Below are 15054 nucleotides of genomic sequence, written 5' to 3'. Positions count from 1 at the left end.
GGAGTACGAGGGGTGCCGGGCCGCCGGCGCGGAGTGCGAGGGGGCGACGGATGGCCGGTTCCGGGGTACGGATCGACGGGAACACACTGCGCTTGCCGGGCGGGGTGGCGGTGCGGTTCATCCGCACGCTGCGGCTGCCGGAGACGGGCACGCATCCACTGCCGCCCGGACTGGGCGAGTTCCCGGTCCGGCGGGTCTCGGACCACCCGGACACCGTCCCGGCCGAGTGGCGCACGCGCGGTGGTGTGATGCTCCCGGTGTATCTGCGCGAGGCGATGTGGCTGAGCTTCTCCGGCACGACGGAGCCGGCGGCCCTCCAGGTCGGGGTCGGCAAGGTGTGCGCGGTGTCCGGCCGGCCCTGGAACGACCGTCTCGCCCGGGATCCGCAGAACTACGTGGTGCTGCCCCGCCAGCCCTGGCTGGACGGCATCAACTCCGGCAAGGAGACGGTCCGCCAGTTCGTCGCCGTGCCGCTGGGCCTCGGCGCGACGGTGGAGGGGCAGGTCACCGGCGAGGAGGTGTGGGGCGGGGTGCAGCTCCAGTCGTTCCCGCTGCGCGAGCCGCTCCTCACCGAGTGGCGGCGCCGCGAGCGGGAGGAGGCGCGGCGCAGGGCCCTGGCGGCCGGGCCGACGGGCGGGTACGGCGCGGCGATGCCGATGGCGGCGTCCGCGCCGGGGGCGATGCCACCGCCCGCGGCCCCGGGCGCCGCGCCCCGGGGCGCGGCCATGGGTCTCGGCGTCGGCGGCTCGATGCGCCAGGAGGTGTACCGGGACGACCGTCCACTGACGGACTGGTCCGAGGAGCCCGCGGGGCGTGTGTTCGTGCATCTGGTCACGCCGCCGGAGTGGCGGCGCATCACCGGCGAGGCGCCCCCGCCGTCACCGGTCGACCGGGCGGCGTACACGCGCGCAGGCCTGCCCTGGTACGAGTACTACGACGCCGGTGCCGAGGATCTGACTCCCGCGGACACTCTGGAGGCGGTCGAACCGGTCGGCGAGTGGCTCGGGGACGACCTGGACCCGTGGCAGGCGCCGTCCGCCGGCCAGGTGACCCCGCTGAAGGACGCGCCGGGCAAGCCGGTCGAGGACGGGGAGTGGTAGGCCCATCGGTTGCGCAGCATGCAACGCCGGTTGCCCGGGTTGCCCTCGGTGACGGGTTCGGGTCAAGGTGGCTGTCACGACCGGGGTGACCGACGACCTGAGGTGCCGGATGGACACGGAGGACGGGCCGGTGGACGGACGCTGGAGCCGGCGCCGGTTCGTCGGAGCCGTGGCGGGTACGGCGGCCGTGGTGGCGCTGCCGTCCCCGGCGGCCCCGCCGGCCGCCACCACGGCCGCGGCGCACGAGCCCCGGCCCGCCGCACCACCCCGCAGGCCCTCCGGTCCGCGTCCGCTGTACGTGGGCACGTACACCTCGGTCGACGGCGGCGGCACCGGCATCGGGCTCGCTTCCTACGATCCGGCGACCGGCCGGATCACCGGCTCGGGCACCCTCACCGGCGTCCCCGACCCGTCGTACCTCGCCGTGCATCCGGACGGCCGCACGCTGTACGCGGTCGACGAGCGCCAGGACGGGGGCGTGACGGCCGTGCGCCTCGCCGACCGGCAGGTCCTCGGCACCCGCGGCACGGGCGGCGCGGGCCCGTGTCATCTGTCGGTGCATCCCTCCGGACGCTGGCTGCTGAGCGCCAACTACGGTTCCGGCAGTGTCGCCGTGCATCCCGTCGACACCTCGGGCGCCCTCGGCGAGCGCACCGACGTCGTCACGCACACCACACCACCACCGGGCCCCGGCCAACAGGGGCCGCACGCACACCAGTTCGTCACCGGCCCGGACGGCGGCCATGTCCTCGCGGTGGACCTCGGTACCGACACCGTCTACAGCTACCGTCTGGACCAGGCGAAGGGCACGCTGACCGAGGTGGCACAGGCGCACACCCGGCCCGGGGCGGGACCGCGCCATCTGACCTTCCATCCGGGCGGCCGGTACGCGTATCTGGCCAACGAGGTGGACGACACGGTCGCCGTCTGCGGCTACGATCCTGACTCCGGCCGGCTGACGATCGGCGAACCGCAGTCCACGGGCTCCGGCGGCGGCACCAACTACCCGGCACAGTTCGTCGTGACGGCTGACGGCGGGTACGCGTTCCTGGCCAACCGGGGCCACAACAGCCTCGCTCGGTACGCGGTCGAGGCCGGCGGTGCCCGGCTGCGGCTGCTCGGCACGGTGCCGGTGGGCGGGGACTTCCCGCGGCAGATCGCTCTCTCGCCGGACGGCGGGCTGCTCTTCGCGGCGAACCAGCGCTCGGGGACGGTCACCGTCTTCCACGTCGCCGCGGACAGCGGTGAACTCCGCTCCGCCGGCGCCCCGTTCCCCTCACCCGTCGCCGTCTGCGCGCTGCCGCTGTAGAGCGCGGGGGCAGGCGGCGGCGGTGGCCTGGGCCAGCAGGGCGTGCATGCGCTCGGTGAGCTGGGCGACGTCGTCGGCGGGCGTGTGGAAGGGCAGCCGTACGTCGCCGTGGGCGCAGGTGCGTTCGATGCGCAGGGTGAGTCCGTGCCGGTCGACGGCGAGGGGCAGCACCCGGGTCGCGGCGTGCAGGCTCTCCGGCCGCACCAGGCGGGTCAGCCGCTCGACGGCGTCCGGGTGGGCGTCGGCCAGGTGGGTCAGGAGCCGGGCCTCGGCCTCGGCGAGCGGGTCCGGCCGGGCGGCGGCGTACTCGTCGAGGTCGACCACCACGGCCCCCGAGGACCGCCGCAGCACCACCCGCGTGGGCCGGAACAACAGTGTGCCGCGGTCCGGGGCGAACCAGCCGGCGAGGTGAAGCCGGGCCCGGATCCGGCTCCGTACCGGTACGGGGGCGACATCGGCGAACTCCAGCACGGCGGAGGGCTCCTGGCGCGGGGCGCAGATGGCAGCGGTCAGCAGGGCGCTGTCGTCGGGCACCGCCAGCCGCACGGCGCCGTCCTCGGTCACGGTGTGCGCGCCGACCAACTCCTCGCGGGCGCCGTCCGCTGTCACCGCGCACGACCAGGCGGCGGCCGGCACCGACCGTGCCCGTTCCGCCGCGCCGGGTGCGGCCGTCCAGTCCTGTGTGTCACCCATCCCGAGACCTCCTTAGGTAAGCCTTGCCTAACCTACCGAAGATCTGGGCGCAGGCCAACCACACCCCACCGGCGGAAAGGATCGGAAGAGGGGCGGCCAGTGGTCAGGCGATGACACCCAACAGCGCCCGCGCACACAGGTCGCGCACCTGCTCGCGGGTCAACTCGCCGTCGCGCAGCCACTCCAGGCACACGGCGGTGGTGAAGGCGAGCCAGCCGCGCACGGCCAGCCGGACGTGCGGGGCGCCCTCGAAGACGGGCCCGAACTCGGGGTCGGCGGCGAGCGCGGCAAGGATCTGCTGCTCCTGGGCGGCCAGCGCCCGCCGGTAGACCCGGCGCACGGCCTGGTCGCCGGCCGCGTCGGCGCGATGGAAGGCGCGGAAGCCGTGGGCGTGGGCCTGGACGTAACCGAGGTAGGTGTCGAGGCCGGCGGTGAGTTGCTCGCGCACCGGCACCCCGGGCACGGCCGCCGTCATACGCAGCATCCGCTCGCTCTCGCGCTCGACGACCGCCGCGAAGAAGTCCCGCTTGGTCGGGAAGTAGTGGTACAGCAGCCCCCGGGAGACCCCGGCGATCTCGGCGACCTGCTCGATCCACACATCGTCGTAGGGGCTCTCCGAGAACAGCCGTGCGCCGACCGACAGCAGCTGCTCACGGCGTTCCCCGGTGCTGAGTCTGCGCCGGGCGCGCTCCCCCTGGTTCGCGGGCATGGCGTCACTTTACTTGACGCGGGTTCAACAAGCGGACCAGACTGAAACCGGTTATTGAACCCACGTACAACACGCGCGTCGCGGCTGGATCAAGGGAGATCGGCGTCATGGCGGAGTCGACGGGGACGACGGAGACGAGGAACACGGGGCTGCCGAAGGGTTTCCGGAGCGCCGAACTGGGCTGGCCCGAGCTGCACCGCATCCCGCATCCGCCGCGCCGGGTGCCGCTGCTCGGCGATGTGCTCGGCGCCGACCGGCGCAAGCCGGTGCAGGACTCCATGCGCTTCGCGCGCGACCTGGGGCCGATCTTCCGGCGGCGGGCCTTCGGCAAGGAGTTCGTGTTCGTGTGGGGAGCGCGGCTCGCCGCCGACCTGGCCGACGAGTCCCGGTTCGCCAAGCACGTCGGACTCGGCGTGGCCAATCTGCGGCCGGTCGCCGGGGACGGCCTGTTCACGGCCTACAACCACGAGCCCAACTGGCAGCTGGCGCACGACGTGCTGGCGCCCGGCTTCAGCCGGGAGGCCATGGAGGGGTACCACGGGATGATGCTGGCGGTCGCGGAACGCCTGACCGCCCACTGGGACCGTGAGGCGGCCGCCGGGCGCACGGTGGACGTGCCCGGGGACATGACCAAGCTGACCCTGGAGACGATCGCGCGGACCGGGTTCGGGCACGACTTCGGCTCCTTCGAGCGGGACCGGCCGCACCCCTTCGTCACCGCGATGGTCGGCACGCTCACCTACGCCCAGCGCCTCAACAGCGTGCCCGCGCCGCTGGCCCCGCTGCTGCTGCGCACCGCCGGCCGGCGCAACACGGCCGACATGGCCTACCTGAACAGGACGGTCGACGACCTGGTCGCGGAGCGGCGCCGGTCTGGCCGCGGGGACGGCGATCTGCTGGACCGGATGCTGGAGACGGCACATCCGGAAACGGGCGAGAAGCTGTCGGCGGAGAACGTCCGCAAACAGGTGATCACGTTCCTGGTGGCGGGCCACGAGACCACCTCGGGCGCGCTCTCCTTCGCCCTGTACTACCTCGCCCGACACCCCGAGATCGCCGCCCGGGCCCGCGCGGAGGTGGACCGCGTCTGGGGCGACTCCGAGCGGCCCGGCTACGACCAGGTGGCCAAGCTGCGCTTTGTCCGCCGGGTGCTGGACGAGTCCCTGCGCCTGTGGCCGACCGCCCCGGCCTTCGCCCGCGAGGCCCGGCAGGACACCGTGCTCGCCGACGACCACCCGATGCTCCGGGGCGCGTGGGCCCTGGTGCTGACACCGATGCTGCACCGCGACCCGGAGGTCTGGGGCGAGGACGCCGAGCGCTTCGACCCGGACCGCTTCGAGGCGGCCGCCGTACGGTCCCGTCCGCCCCACACCTTCAAGCCCTTCGGCACCGGTGCACGGGCCTGCATCGGCCGCCAGTTCGCCCTGCACGAGGCCACCCTGGTCCTCGGCCTGCTGCTGCGCCGCTACGGCCTGATCGCCGACCCTGCCTACCGGCTGAGCGTCACGGAACGGCTGACGGTGATGCCGGAGGGGCTGCGGCTGGGGTTGGAGCGGCGAGAGCGCCCTGAAGGGGCGCGGGGATCTGCGCGCGACACCACGACGCACCCCCAGCCGGACGACGACACGGCGCGGCCCGGCCGACGCACCGCGTTGTCAGCCGCCCGTTGCCCAGTGCACCGGCCGGGAGACTGACTCCGGCAGCCGCGTCCGCACGCTGCCCCGCGCCGCGTTGATCTGCGGCTGAGTGAGAAAGAACGCACCGCTGAGGTCCGCATCGGTCAGGTCGGCGTCGCGCAGATCCGCACCGATCATGTCCGCGTCGCGCAAATCGGCGCCGGTGAGGTCGGCGGCGATGAGATACGCGCCGCGCAGGCTCGCCCCGCGCAGGTCGGCGCCCCGGAGCCGGGCCCCGATGAGATCCGCGCCCCGCCGGTCCTTGCCCTTGCCCTTCCTGCCGCCCTTCCCGCCGGTGACGCCGGCGCGGGCCAGCTCGCTGGTCCGCAGCAGCAGTTCGTTGACCTGCTGCCGGTGCGCGGCGACGTCCAGGGCGGCCAGTTCCCCGGCGGTCTGCCGGGTCAGCCGCTCGGTCTCCTCCAGCGCCCGCCGCAGCTCCGGGTGGACCGGGCGGGCGGCGGGCAGGCCGAGCGCCTCGGTGAGATACCACAGCAGCTCGTGCAGCTGCCGTACGACCGGGAACACGTCGAACATCCGCCGTGCGTGCTCCTTGGACGCCGTCCGCCAGTCCTGTCCGCCGAAGGTGACCTGCGAGACCTTCTGCCCGGCGCCGAAGCAGTCGTAGACCGTGCAGCCGGTGAAACCCTTCTTCCGCAGGTCGGCGTGGATGCCGCAGCGGTGGTCGCCCCGGAGGTTCGGGCACGGTTTGCCGGCGGGCTTGTTCAGCGCGAAGTCGGCGGAGGCGGCGAAGTGCAGGGCGACACAGCACAGCCCGAAGCAGCGGGCGCAGTCCCCGCGCAGCTCCGGAAGACCCGCTATCGGTTCTGGCATGCGGGACAGCCTACTGGGCTGTCCGACCTGGGCTTCTGCAACCGACGGGGGGTCGGTGCGCGGCCCATGGTCGCTCACGGACCGCGCCACCACCACCGGTGCACGGTTCAGGACCACCGCACGAGCCCGTATTCACCCGTTCGGCCCATGCAGGATCGCCTCCCCTCGCCGGAAGGTCTTCAGTCGGGGGTGAAGGCCTTCCGGCACTCGGACGTTCCGGCAAAGGAGTCGCTCATGACCGCCAGGCCCCAGCTCGCCCTCGCCGCCGCGATGGGCGGTGCCGCGCTCGCCGTGCAGCTCCTGGCCGGCGCCGCCCCGTCCACGGCCGCCCCGAGTCCGTCGCCGTCGCCGTCCTTCAAGGTCGGCGAACCCATTCCGGCGTCCAGCGCCGGACTCCCGATCTGTGTCACGGGCGTCGACACCACGTTCGTGATGCTCGACCAGAAACGCGCGATCGTCGTCTCCGGCACGGGCCACGTCGTCCAGAGGATCCTGTCGCCCGGCGGGGCCTACGACGACGGCACGGTGCGGCTGCGCTTCAACACGGACGCCAGGAGCATCACGTACAAGCCGCAGGGCGAGACGTCACCCGTCACCGTGGTGTGCAAGCCTTCCCGGTAGAACTCCTGGAACTCAGCGGCCGAACACCTCGAAGGCCACCGCCGGCCTGCCGCCGAAGCGTTCGCCGGTGGTCCTGGCGTCGGTGGTCAGGAAGGTACGGACGTACGTTTCCGGGTCCTCGTCGGTCAGTGCCTCGCCCCAGGTGTCGCGGTGGTTGAGGGTGATGACCAGTTCGGGGCGGTGGCGGCGGATCGCGGCGGCGATGTCGCGGCGCAGCGCGAGCCCGTACTCGATGACGCCGTCCCGGTGGTCGAGGAACTCGACCGAGTCGACACCCACGACGGCCGCACCGGCCCGCTGCTCGCGTTCGCGCAGCGGGCCGCAGACGGCCGGGTCGAGGGTGTCGATGCCCGCCTCGCCGCGGGTCGCGAGGACGTAGGCGACCTCGCGGCCGGCGTCGGTCCAGGCGGCGACCGCCGCGGCGCGGCCGTATTCGAGGTCGTCGGGGTGCGCCACCACGGCGAGGGCGCGCTGCCAGTCCTCGGGCATGGGCTGGAGTCGACTCGTCACGGGCTCGGTCATGGGCCGCACAGTACGCTCCGCCGGGCGGGCCGCCGCCTTGTCGTCCGCCCTCGACTGCCGTCCGGCGGCCGGCGGCCCGTCGTGGTTTCTCGCGCCCACGCGACGGAGCCGCATACCGATACAGCCCCGCGCACCTTCGGCGGCGCGCTCACACCTCGTCGCGTGCCATCGCCAGCAGCCGGTCCAGCACCCTCGGCGCTCCGGCGCGCAGGCCGTCGTGCTCGAACTCGTTCGTGACCCAGGTGCGCAGGCCGCGGATCGCGCGGGCGGTCTCCAGGGAGTGCGAGGTGTCGACGTACATGTCGTCGTGGTAGACGGCAGCCACGACCGGGACCTCGTTGGCGGCGAGGCGGGCGGGGTCGTAGAGAGGCTGCCAGTCCGTGCGGGCGGCGAGCAGGTCGGCCGTCTCGCGCAGCGGGCGCAGGGCCGGGTCCGCCTCGAACGTCCAGGGGTGGACCGTCTCGCCGGTGAACAGGACCGGGGTGTCACCGGCGACCGCCTTGGCCGCGTCGAACTGCGGGAACTCGGCGCGGACCCGCTCGGCGGACCAGGCGGTGGGGCGGGTGTCCTGGCCGTAGACCGACTCGTGGACGAGCGCGTAGAGGGGGTGGGCGGCGTACGACAGCAGGGACTGGGCCTGTTCCCGGAAGGCGTCGGAGAGCTCCGGGCCGCCCGGTGTGCGCACGAAGGCGTCCTCCAGGAGGTGGTGCAGCCGGTGGCTGCCGTCGCTCGTGCCGAGCATCAGGCCGAGGGACTGGAACGCCTCGACGGTGAACCGGTAGCTGTTGGGCAGGACCACGTCGTGGGTGAGCAGGTGGTCGGCGATACGGCGGGCCCGGTCGACGTCCTGGGGGTAGCGGGCGTAGTGCGCGGTGACCTTGCGCTCGATGCGCGGGTAGGCCGAGCGGTAGACGTCGTCGGCGTGGGCGTGCAGGGAGGGCAGGCCTCCGGTGATGACGGCGGTGTCCAGGCCCTCGGGGGCGAGGGACAGGTAGGACACCGTGCAGAAGCCGCCGAAGCTCTGGCCCAGAACGGTCCACGGGGCGCCGCCGGTGACCTGCGGGCGGATGTGCTCGCAGTCCCGGACGATGGAGTCGGCACGGAAGAGGGTGAGGTAGTCGGCCTGTTGGGCGGGGCCGCCGCGGAGCGGGAGCGTCTGCCGGGAGGCCGGGGTGGAGCTGCCGGTGCCGCGCTGGTCGAGCAGCAGGACGCGGTAGTCCTTCAGCGCCCGGTCGAGCCAGGCCTGCCGTCCGACGAAACGATTCGCCCCGAAGCCGGGACCGCCCTGGAGATACAGCAGCCACGGCAGCTCCTGCCCGGCCTTGTCGCTCGCGACCGCCTCACGGGCGTACAGCTCGATCGTCTCGCCGTCCGGGGCGGCGTGGTCGAGGGGCACGGTGAAGCGGCGGTCGGTGAGGATGACGCCGGGCTGGCGGTAGCTGAGGCTCAACGGGTCTCCAGGGACGGACGGTACGGACGGATCCCAGTTCAGCACATGACCGGGCCCGCAGCCCGGGGATCATGGATTCTTACTGAACTTCCGGTCAGCACCCGGCTCAGCGCGCCACGAGGCTGGAACGGCGCACCACCAACTCCGGCTGGAGCACCACCCGGCGGTGCTCGTGCGTGCTCCCGCCCTCGCCCTGTTCGGTCTCCTCCAGCAGCAGTTCGGCGGCGAGGGCGCCCATGGTGACGGCGGGCTGCCGTACGGAGGTCAGCGGTACGGCGGCGGCCGCCGCGAACTCGATGTCGTCGTAGCCGACGATGGCGAGGTCGTCGGGGACGGTGACCCCGGCGGCGTACAGGGCCTGCAGGACACCGAGGGCGAGCAGGTCGTTGGCGCAGAACACGGCGGTGGGGCGGTCGGCGAGGCCCAGCAGACGGGCGCCGGCGTCGCGGCCGGCGGCCACGTCGAGGCGTTCGGTGGGCAGCTCGCGCAGCGCCTCGGGGCCGAGCCCGGCCTCCGCGAGGGCGTTCAGGGCGCCGGTACGGCGGTCCCGGACCTGGTTGAGCCCGGGCGGCCCGCTGACGTAGGCGATGGAGCGGTGGCCCGCGTCCACCAGGTGCCGGACGGCGAGCGCGCCGCCGGCCACGTCGTCCACGGACACCGAGCACTCGGTGGTGCCCTCGGCGACCCGGTCGACCAGCACGAACGGGATGCCGTGCCGACGGAAGGTCTCGATGTTGCGGCCGGTGGCGTCGGCCGGGGTCAGCAGCACGCCCCGCACCCGCTGCTCGGCGAAGAGCGACAGGTAATCGGCCTCCTCGGCGGCGTTCTGGGCGCTGTTGCACACCATCACGCCGAGCCCGGCCTCGCGGGCCGCCCGCTCGGCGCCCCGTGCCACGTCCACGAAGAACGGGTTGCCCATGTCGAGCACGAGCAGGCCCATGATCCGGCTGCGGCCTGCGCGCAGCTGCCGCGCGGACTCGCTGCGGACGTAGCCGAGCCGGTCGATCGCGGAGAGCACCCGCGCCCGGGTCTCACTCGCTACGGTGTCCGGGCGGTTGATGACGTTCGACACCGTGCCCACCGACACTCCGGCCGCACGGGCGACGTCCTTGATACCCACCGACTGGGCCATCGGGCGAAGACCTCCAGGGAGATGAGGGGCGGCGGGACGACCTTCACATTACCGTCATGCCGGCAGCGCGAAGTCGGCCACGTACAGGGGCGAGGGCGTCGTACCGGTGGACTTCTCCTGGTACATGAAGGACAGGACGCCGTCCGACCGGATCCGCGTCTCGTCGATCACCACCTCGCCGAAGGCGTTCAGGTCACCGCCGTCGTACAACAGGGTCCAGTCGGTGTACCCGGAGGCCTTGGACGCGGCGGCGATCCGGCCGAACGGAAGGACCACGTAAGCGTTGTCGTACCGGTCCAGGACGAGCTTGGTGCGCTGACTGGAGTTCAGCGGGACCGGGATCTCGGTCTTCTGCCAGGTGCCGGAGGCGTTCTTGCGGAGGTGGAAGGCGCGCCCGTGGGCCTTGCGGTCGGCGGCGTAGTCCGTGGTGCACGGCCCGAAGCGGCCGGGGACGTGACTGATGACGGCGTGCGGCCGGCCGGCCGAGTCGACGGCCTGGCTCTCCTGGTTCATCAGACAGTGGTCGGGTGGGAGTGGGTCCACCACCAGCCCGGGACCGTCCACGGCGACCTGGTCCGGGCCGCCGGTGGTGCCCACGAGCACACCGGCGTCGTTGCGCCAGGTCCGCCCGCGGTCGGCGGAGACGACGTAACCGGTGTCGTGGTTGCTCAGGCCGCCGCCGCTGCACGTCACGGAGGCGTTCCGCTCGCGCCAGGTGAAGAAGCAGTGCAGCCGGCCGTGGGTGTCGTAGTCGAGGCCGTGCAGGTACATGCTGCGGGCGGTGCTGGAGCCGTGCGCGCTGGAATACGTGCCCGTCGAGCTGCTCCACTGCCCGAGCGCAGTCCACGCCGAACCGTCGTACTCCGCGAGGGCGTTGCGGCCGTCGCCGGAGATCCCGGCCCGGTAGCCGAGCTGGAGCCTGCCCTCGGGGGTGGAGACGAACTGCGGGTAGGTGAAGCGCGGGGTGAGCGCGAGTCCGTCGAGGGTGGTCCGTACGGGTCCGAAGGCGGCCGGGGTCCAGGGTGGCTCGCCGTCGAGGAGGCCGGCGACGGACTTCACGTAGAAGAAGCCGTCGCTGTGCGCGTCCATGACCAGGTGCAGCCGGCCGTCGGTCCGCGAGGCGCCCATCGCGATCACGTTGTGGGAGTCGTCGCTCTTGAGCCGGTGGTCGAGGGTCACCGTCGCCCACTCCCCCGCATCCGGGGTGCGGCGGGCGACGGTCGCGCTGCGGTCGGCCGAGTACCAGGCCGCGTACTGCCGGCCCCGGTGGGTGAACAGGCCGTTCTTCTGGAAGGAGTTGTTGTTGACGAGGCCGTCGTACGACACGAAGTACAGGGCCCGGGCGTCGAGGAGGGTACGGCCGAGCCGGGTGATCCCGGGGGCCGCGAGCCCGCTTACGGCGGCGGTCATGACAGGTGGAATATTTCCGTGAGCGGTTTCATGGCCTCGTCGGGCCGGGCGCCGTCCAGCGACTCGAAGAACGGCGCCATCCGCGCCTGCCAGCGCGCGTTGACCTCGGTCGCCTCCATGCGTGCCTGGGCGGCGGCGAAGTCCTCGGTCTCCAGGTAGCCGACGAGCAGGCCGTCCTCGCGCAGGAACAGCGAGTAGTTGTGCCAGCCGGTCGCCTTCAGGGCGTCGAGCATCTCCGGCCAGACGGCCGCGTGCCGCTCACGGTACTCGTCGAGACGGTCCGCCCTGACCTTCAGCAGGAAACACACGCGCTGCATCAACAACACCCCGCTTCCCTAGAAGTTGAACTGGTCGATGTTCTTGGCGTCGAACACGGTCGGCTTGCCCAGGCTGATCACACCGTCCTTGCCGATGGTGTACGTCGTACCGCCGGCCTTGAAGGTCTCGCCCTCCTTGCCGGTGATCTGTCCCGAGGCCAGTGCGACTGCGGTGCGGGCGGCGAGGTCGCCGAGCTTGGCCGGGTCCCACAGCTCGAAGCCGTCCACGGTGCCGTTCTTGACGTACTTGCGCATGTCGTTCGGGGTGCCGAGACCGGTCAGCTTGACCTTGCCCTTGTACTTGGAGCCGGACAGGTACTGGGCGGCGGCCTTGATGCCGACGGTGGTCGGGGAGATGATGCCCTTCAGGTTCGGGTACTGCTGGAGCAGGCCCTGGGTCTGCTGGAAGGACTGCTGGGCGTCGTCGTTGCCGTACGCGATCTTGACCAGCTTGACGTTCTTGTACTTCGGGTCCTTCAGCTCGTCCTTCATGTACCCGATCCAGGTGTTCTGGTTCGTGGCGGTCTGGGCGGCGGACAGGATCGCGATCTGGCCCTTGTAGCCGATCTGCTGGGCGAGCAGCTGGACCTCGGTACGGCCGAGGTCCTCGGCGGACGCCTGCGAGACGAAGGCGTTGCGGCAGCCGGGGGTGGTGTCGGAGTCGTAGCTGACGACCTTGATGCCGTTCTTCATGGCCTGCTTCAGCGCGGTGCACAGGGCGCCCGGGTCCTGCGCGGAGACGGCCATCGCGTTCACCTGCTGCTGGGTGAGCGTGTTGACATAACTCACCTGCCCGGCGGTGTCGGTGGCGCTGGAGGGGCCGACCTCCTTGTACGTGGACCCGAGTTCGGCGAGAGCCTTCTCGCCGCCCTTGTCGGCGGTGGTGAAGTACGGGTTGTTCACCTGCTTGGGCAGGAAACCGACGGTGAGCCCCTTCTTGGTGGCGGCGTTCGGATCGGCCTTGCCGGCGGAGGCGGCGGAGTTGTCGTCGTTCTTGACGTCGTTCTTGGTGGTGCCGCCACAGGCGGTGAGGGCGAGGGCGAGGGAGGTGCCGGCGGCGAGGGCGGCGCAGCTGCGGCGGAGGGATGGCTTGCGCATGGCGGAGGGTCCTTTACGAGGATGGGAGGGCTTACGAGGTCGGAGTCGAGGCCGCTCTACGGCCCACCCTCGCGACGGAGATCTGGCGCGCGACCCGGGGGCCGAGCACGGACACGACGAGCAGGACGCCGGTGACGACGATCTGCGACTGGGCGGAGACGTTCAGGAGGCTCATCACGTTCTGCAGCGCGCCGAGCAGGAACACACCGGCGATCGCGCCGCCGAGTGTGCCCTTGCCGCCGTCGAAGTCGATGCCCCCGAGCAACACCGCCGCGACGACGGAGAGTTCGAGGCCGGTGGCGTTGTCGTAGCGGGCGCTGGCGTAGTGCAGGGCCCAGAAGACTCCGGTGAGGGAGGCCATGAAGCCGGTGACGACGAACAGCAGGAGTTTGGCCCGCTTGACCCGGATGCCGGCGAACCGGGCGGCCTCCTCGCCGGCGCCGATCGCGAACAGCGACCGCCCGAAGGGAGTGGCGTGCAGGACGACGACGGCGATGGCGAGCAGCACCAGGAAGGGCAGGAAGGCCTGCGGGAGGAACGAGTTCCCCAGCCGTCCGGCGGCGAAGTCGAGGTACTGGCTGGGAAAGTCGGTCACGGCGTCGGAGCCGAGGACGATCTGGGCGATGCCCCGGTAGGCGGCGAGGGTGCCGATGGTGACGGCGAGGGACGGCAGTCCGAGCCTGGTCACCAGCAGGCCGTTGACCAGACCGCACGCCACCCCGAGCAGCAGGCACAGCGGGATGATCGTCTCGATGGCCATGCCCTCGTTCCACAGCTTGCCCATCACCGCGCCGGACAGGCCGGCCGTGGAGGCCACCGACAGGTCGATCTCACCGGACACGACCAGCAGTGTCATCGGCAGCGCGATCAGCGCGATGGGCAGGGTGTTGCCGATCAGGAACGACAGGTTCAGGGCATTGCCGAAGCCGTCGACGAAGGAGAAGGACAGCAGGAGCAGGACGATCAGCAGGGCGCCGACGACCGTGTCCCAGCGGACGGCACGGGTCAGGGACTCAGGCACGAGCCTCCCCCTTCTGTACGGCGGACTTCTCTGAAGCCGACCTCTTCTTCAGGGCGGCCGCCACCCGCACCGCGACGATCCGGTCGACGGCGATGGCCAGCAGGAGCAGCACGCCGTTGATGGCGAGGACCCACACGGAGCTGACGCCGAGCGCGGGCAGGACACTGTTGACGGAGGTCAGCAGCAGGGCGCCGAGCGCGGCGCCGTACACGCTTCCCGAGCCGCCGGTGAAGACGACTCCGCCGACGACGACCGCGCTGACGACGGTGAGTTCGTAGCCGTTTCCGGTGCCGGAGTCGACATTGCCGAACCGGGCCAGGTACATGGCTCCGGCGAGGCCGGCCAGAGCGCCGCAGAAGGTGTACGCCAGCAGGATGCGCTTGCGGACGGGGATGCCGGCGAGGCGGGCGGCCTCCGGGTTGGAGCCGAGGGCGTACAGCTCGCGGCCGCTGCCGAAGTGTTTGAGGTAGTAGGCGGTGGCGACCAGTACGGCGAGGGCGATGAGCGCCAGGTACGGCACGGCGGAGATGCCGCCGGAGCCGAAGTCGACGAAGCCTGCGGGGAGGTCGGCCGCGGTGATCTGGCGGGAGCCGACCCAGATGGAGTCGATGCCGCGGATGATGTACAGCGTGCCCAGGGTGACGACGAGGGCGGGCACCTGGCCGAGGCTGACCAGCAGGCCGTTCACCAGGCCGAAGCCGATGCCGAGCAGCACCGCGAGGACGATCGCGACGACGGCGTTGCCGCCGCCGTGCAGATAGGTGCCGGCGACGAAGGCGCTGATGCCGAGGGTGGAACCGACGGACAGGTCGACGTTGCGGGTGATGACCACCAGCGACTGGCCGGTGGCGACCAGGACCAGGATGGTCGCGTTCAGCAGCAGGTCCTTGATGCCCTGCTCGGACAGGAACTCGCTGTTGCCCGCCTGCGTGACCGCGATCATCACCAGGAAGACGACCAGGATGGCGAGTTCGCGCATCTTGAAGACGCGATCGACCAGACGGGTGCCGCTGGAGCGGGGCACCTCGGCGAGGGGGGTGGGGTTCGGCGTGGTCACCGTCATGCTCCGCCCCTTTCGTTCTCCCCCAGCCTTCGGCCGGGGGCACCCCCGTCTCCGCGGGCGTCGCGCAGAGGCGCGGCCGTCGTCGTTGTCTGCGGCCCGGCG

The 15054-nt window shown here is 72.0% G+C and carries 15 protein-coding genes; 4 read left to right on the top strand and 11 right to left on the bottom strand.

The window, feature by feature from the left end:
• Positions 1-50 precede the first annotated feature (50 nt).
• Entirely contained in the window at positions 51-1100 is a 1050-nt protein-coding gene (locus SRB17_RS10245) for a hypothetical protein (RefSeq protein ID WP_153536976.1), read from the top strand.
• Between the two features lie 109 nt (positions 1101-1209).
• The gene (locus tag SRB17_RS10240) at positions 1210-2409 is read left to right on the top strand and encodes a lactonase family protein (RefSeq protein ID WP_153536974.1); all 1200 of its coding nucleotides are present in this window, start codon (positions 1210-1212) and stop codon (positions 2407-2409) included.
• On the opposite strand, the gene SRB17_RS10235 is transcribed toward SRB17_RS10240, so the two are convergent.
• Positions 2377-3102 carry a DUF2470 domain-containing protein gene (locus SRB17_RS10235; RefSeq protein ID WP_153536971.1) on the bottom strand — a complete coding sequence of 242 codons (726 nt, stop codon included), beginning with the start codon at positions 3100-3102 and terminating at the stop codon, positions 2377-2379. The genes SRB17_RS10240 and SRB17_RS10235 overlap by 33 nt on opposite strands.
• Positions 3103-3205: 103 nt before the next feature.
• Complete coding sequence (locus SRB17_RS10230) at positions 3206-3811, bottom strand: TetR/AcrR family transcriptional regulator (protein ID WP_153536953.1); 606 nt, start codon at positions 3809-3811, stop codon at positions 3206-3208.
• 107 nt (positions 3812-3918) lie between these two features.
• Here SRB17_RS10230 and SRB17_RS10225 point away from each other — a divergent pair, with 107 nt between their 5' ends.
• Entirely contained in the window at positions 3919-5505 is a 1587-nt protein-coding gene (locus SRB17_RS10225) for a cytochrome P450 (RefSeq protein ID WP_153536951.1), read from the top strand.
• Here SRB17_RS10225 and SRB17_RS10220 read toward each other — a convergent pair.
• On the bottom strand, positions 5467-6318 hold the full coding sequence (locus tag SRB17_RS10220; RefSeq protein WP_153536949.1) for a pentapeptide repeat-containing protein: 852 nt from the start codon (positions 6316-6318) through the stop codon (positions 5467-5469). The two genes, SRB17_RS10225 and SRB17_RS10220, sit on opposite strands and share 39 nt — an antisense overlap.
• 234 nt (positions 6319-6552) lie before the next feature.
• On the opposite strand from SRB17_RS10220, the gene SRB17_RS10215 reads away from it, so the two are divergent.
• On the top strand, positions 6553-6939 hold the full coding sequence (locus SRB17_RS10215) for a hypothetical protein (RefSeq protein WP_153536947.1): 387 nt from the start codon (positions 6553-6555) through the stop codon (positions 6937-6939).
• A gap of 12 nt (positions 6940-6951) precedes the next feature.
• On the opposite strand, the gene SRB17_RS10210 is transcribed toward SRB17_RS10215, so the two are convergent.
• The 8 genes from SRB17_RS10210 to SRB17_RS10175 all read right to left on the bottom strand — a co-directional run bounded on the left by SRB17_RS10210 (position 6952) and on the right by SRB17_RS10175 (position 14952).
• Positions 6952-7461 carry a PIG-L deacetylase family protein gene (locus SRB17_RS10210; RefSeq protein ID WP_153536945.1) on the bottom strand — a complete coding sequence of 170 codons (510 nt, stop codon included), beginning with the start codon at positions 7459-7461 and terminating at the stop codon, positions 6952-6954.
• A gap of 148 nt (positions 7462-7609) precedes the next feature.
• Positions 7610-8911 (bottom strand): alpha/beta fold hydrolase, encoded by a 1302-nt coding sequence (locus SRB17_RS10205; RefSeq protein WP_153536943.1) that lies wholly within the window; start codon positions 8909-8911, stop codon positions 7610-7612.
• Between the two features lie 106 nt (positions 8912-9017).
• Positions 9018-10043, bottom strand: a complete 1026-nt coding sequence (locus SRB17_RS10200; RefSeq protein WP_153536941.1) for a LacI family DNA-binding transcriptional regulator — start codon at positions 10041-10043, stop codon at positions 9018-9020.
• Positions 10044-10097: 54 nt separating this feature from the next.
• On the bottom strand, positions 10098-11453 hold the full coding sequence (locus SRB17_RS10195; protein WP_153536939.1) for a BNR repeat-containing protein: 1356 nt from the start codon (positions 11451-11453) through the stop codon (positions 10098-10100).
• Positions 11450-11770 carry an L-rhamnose mutarotase gene (locus SRB17_RS10190; protein WP_153536937.1) on the bottom strand — a complete coding sequence of 107 codons (321 nt, stop codon included), beginning with the start codon at positions 11768-11770 and terminating at the stop codon, positions 11450-11452. Before SRB17_RS10190 ends, SRB17_RS10195 begins: the two co-directional genes overlap by 4 nt.
• Positions 11771-11788: 18 nt before the next feature.
• Positions 11789-12868 carry a rhamnose ABC transporter substrate-binding protein gene (rhaS, locus tag SRB17_RS10185; RefSeq protein ID WP_153536935.1) on the bottom strand — a complete coding sequence of 360 codons (1080 nt, stop codon included), beginning with the start codon at positions 12866-12868 and terminating at the stop codon, positions 11789-11791.
• Positions 12869-12899: 31 nt separating this feature from the next.
• Positions 12900-13889, bottom strand: coding sequence for an ABC transporter permease (locus SRB17_RS10180; protein ID WP_323375252.1), 990 nt, complete (start codon positions 13887-13889; stop codon positions 12900-12902).
• Complete coding sequence (locus SRB17_RS10175; protein ID WP_153536933.1) at positions 13882-14952, bottom strand: ABC transporter permease; 1071 nt, start codon at positions 14950-14952, stop codon at positions 13882-13884. The genes SRB17_RS10180 and SRB17_RS10175 overlap by 8 nt, the downstream gene beginning before the upstream one ends.
• Positions 14953-15054: the final 102 nt, after the last annotated feature.

It is taken from the genome of Streptomyces sp. RB17 (genome assembly GCF_009604455.1).
Lineage (GTDB): Bacteria > Actinomycetota > Actinomycetes > Streptomycetales > Streptomycetaceae > Streptomyces.
Note: the sequence above shows the minus strand (reverse complement) of the source record. Positions and strands in the feature narration are given on the sequence as shown.

What these genes read in the sequence shown, in the direction of transcription:
- SRB17_RS10175 (WP_153536933.1), bottom strand. Translation starts at nt 14,952, where the DNA reads ATGACGGTGACCACGCCGAACCCCACCCCCCTCGCCGAGGTGCCCCGC.
- SRB17_RS10215 (WP_153536947.1), top strand. Translation starts at nt 6,553, where the DNA reads ATGACCGCCAGGCCCCAGCTCGCCCTCGCCGCCGCGATGGGCGGTGCC.
- SRB17_RS10190 (WP_153536937.1), bottom strand. Translation starts at nt 11,770, where the DNA reads ATGCAGCGCGTGTGTTTCCTGCTGAAGGTCAGGGCGGACCGTCTCGAC.
- SRB17_RS10245 (WP_153536976.1), top strand. Translation starts at nt 51, where the DNA reads ATGGCCGGTTCCGGGGTACGGATCGACGGGAACACACTGCGCTTGCCG.
- SRB17_RS10240 (WP_153536974.1), top strand. Translation starts at nt 1,210, where the DNA reads ATGGACACGGAGGACGGGCCGGTGGACGGACGCTGGAGCCGGCGCCGG.
- SRB17_RS10195 (WP_153536939.1), bottom strand. Translation starts at nt 11,453, where the DNA reads ATGACCGCCGCCGTAAGCGGGCTCGCGGCCCCCGGGATCACCCGGCTC.
- SRB17_RS10235 (WP_153536971.1), bottom strand. Translation starts at nt 3,102, where the DNA reads ATGGGTGACACACAGGACTGGACGGCCGCACCCGGCGCGGCGGAACGG.
- SRB17_RS10225 (WP_153536951.1), top strand. Translation starts at nt 3,919, where the DNA reads ATGGCGGAGTCGACGGGGACGACGGAGACGAGGAACACGGGGCTGCCG.
- SRB17_RS10220 (WP_153536949.1), bottom strand. Translation starts at nt 6,318, where the DNA reads ATGCCAGAACCGATAGCGGGTCTTCCGGAGCTGCGCGGGGACTGCGCC.
- SRB17_RS10200 (WP_153536941.1), bottom strand. Translation starts at nt 10,043, where the DNA reads ATGGCCCAGTCGGTGGGTATCAAGGACGTCGCCCGTGCGGCCGGAGTG.
- SRB17_RS10230 (WP_153536953.1), bottom strand. Translation starts at nt 3,811, where the DNA reads ATGCCCGCGAACCAGGGGGAGCGCGCCCGGCGCAGACTCAGCACCGGG.
- SRB17_RS10210 (WP_153536945.1), bottom strand. Translation starts at nt 7,461, where the DNA reads ATGACCGAGCCCGTGACGAGTCGACTCCAGCCCATGCCCGAGGACTGG.
- rhaS (WP_153536935.1), bottom strand. Translation starts at nt 12,868, where the DNA reads ATGCGCAAGCCATCCCTCCGCCGCAGCTGCGCCGCCCTCGCCGCCGGC.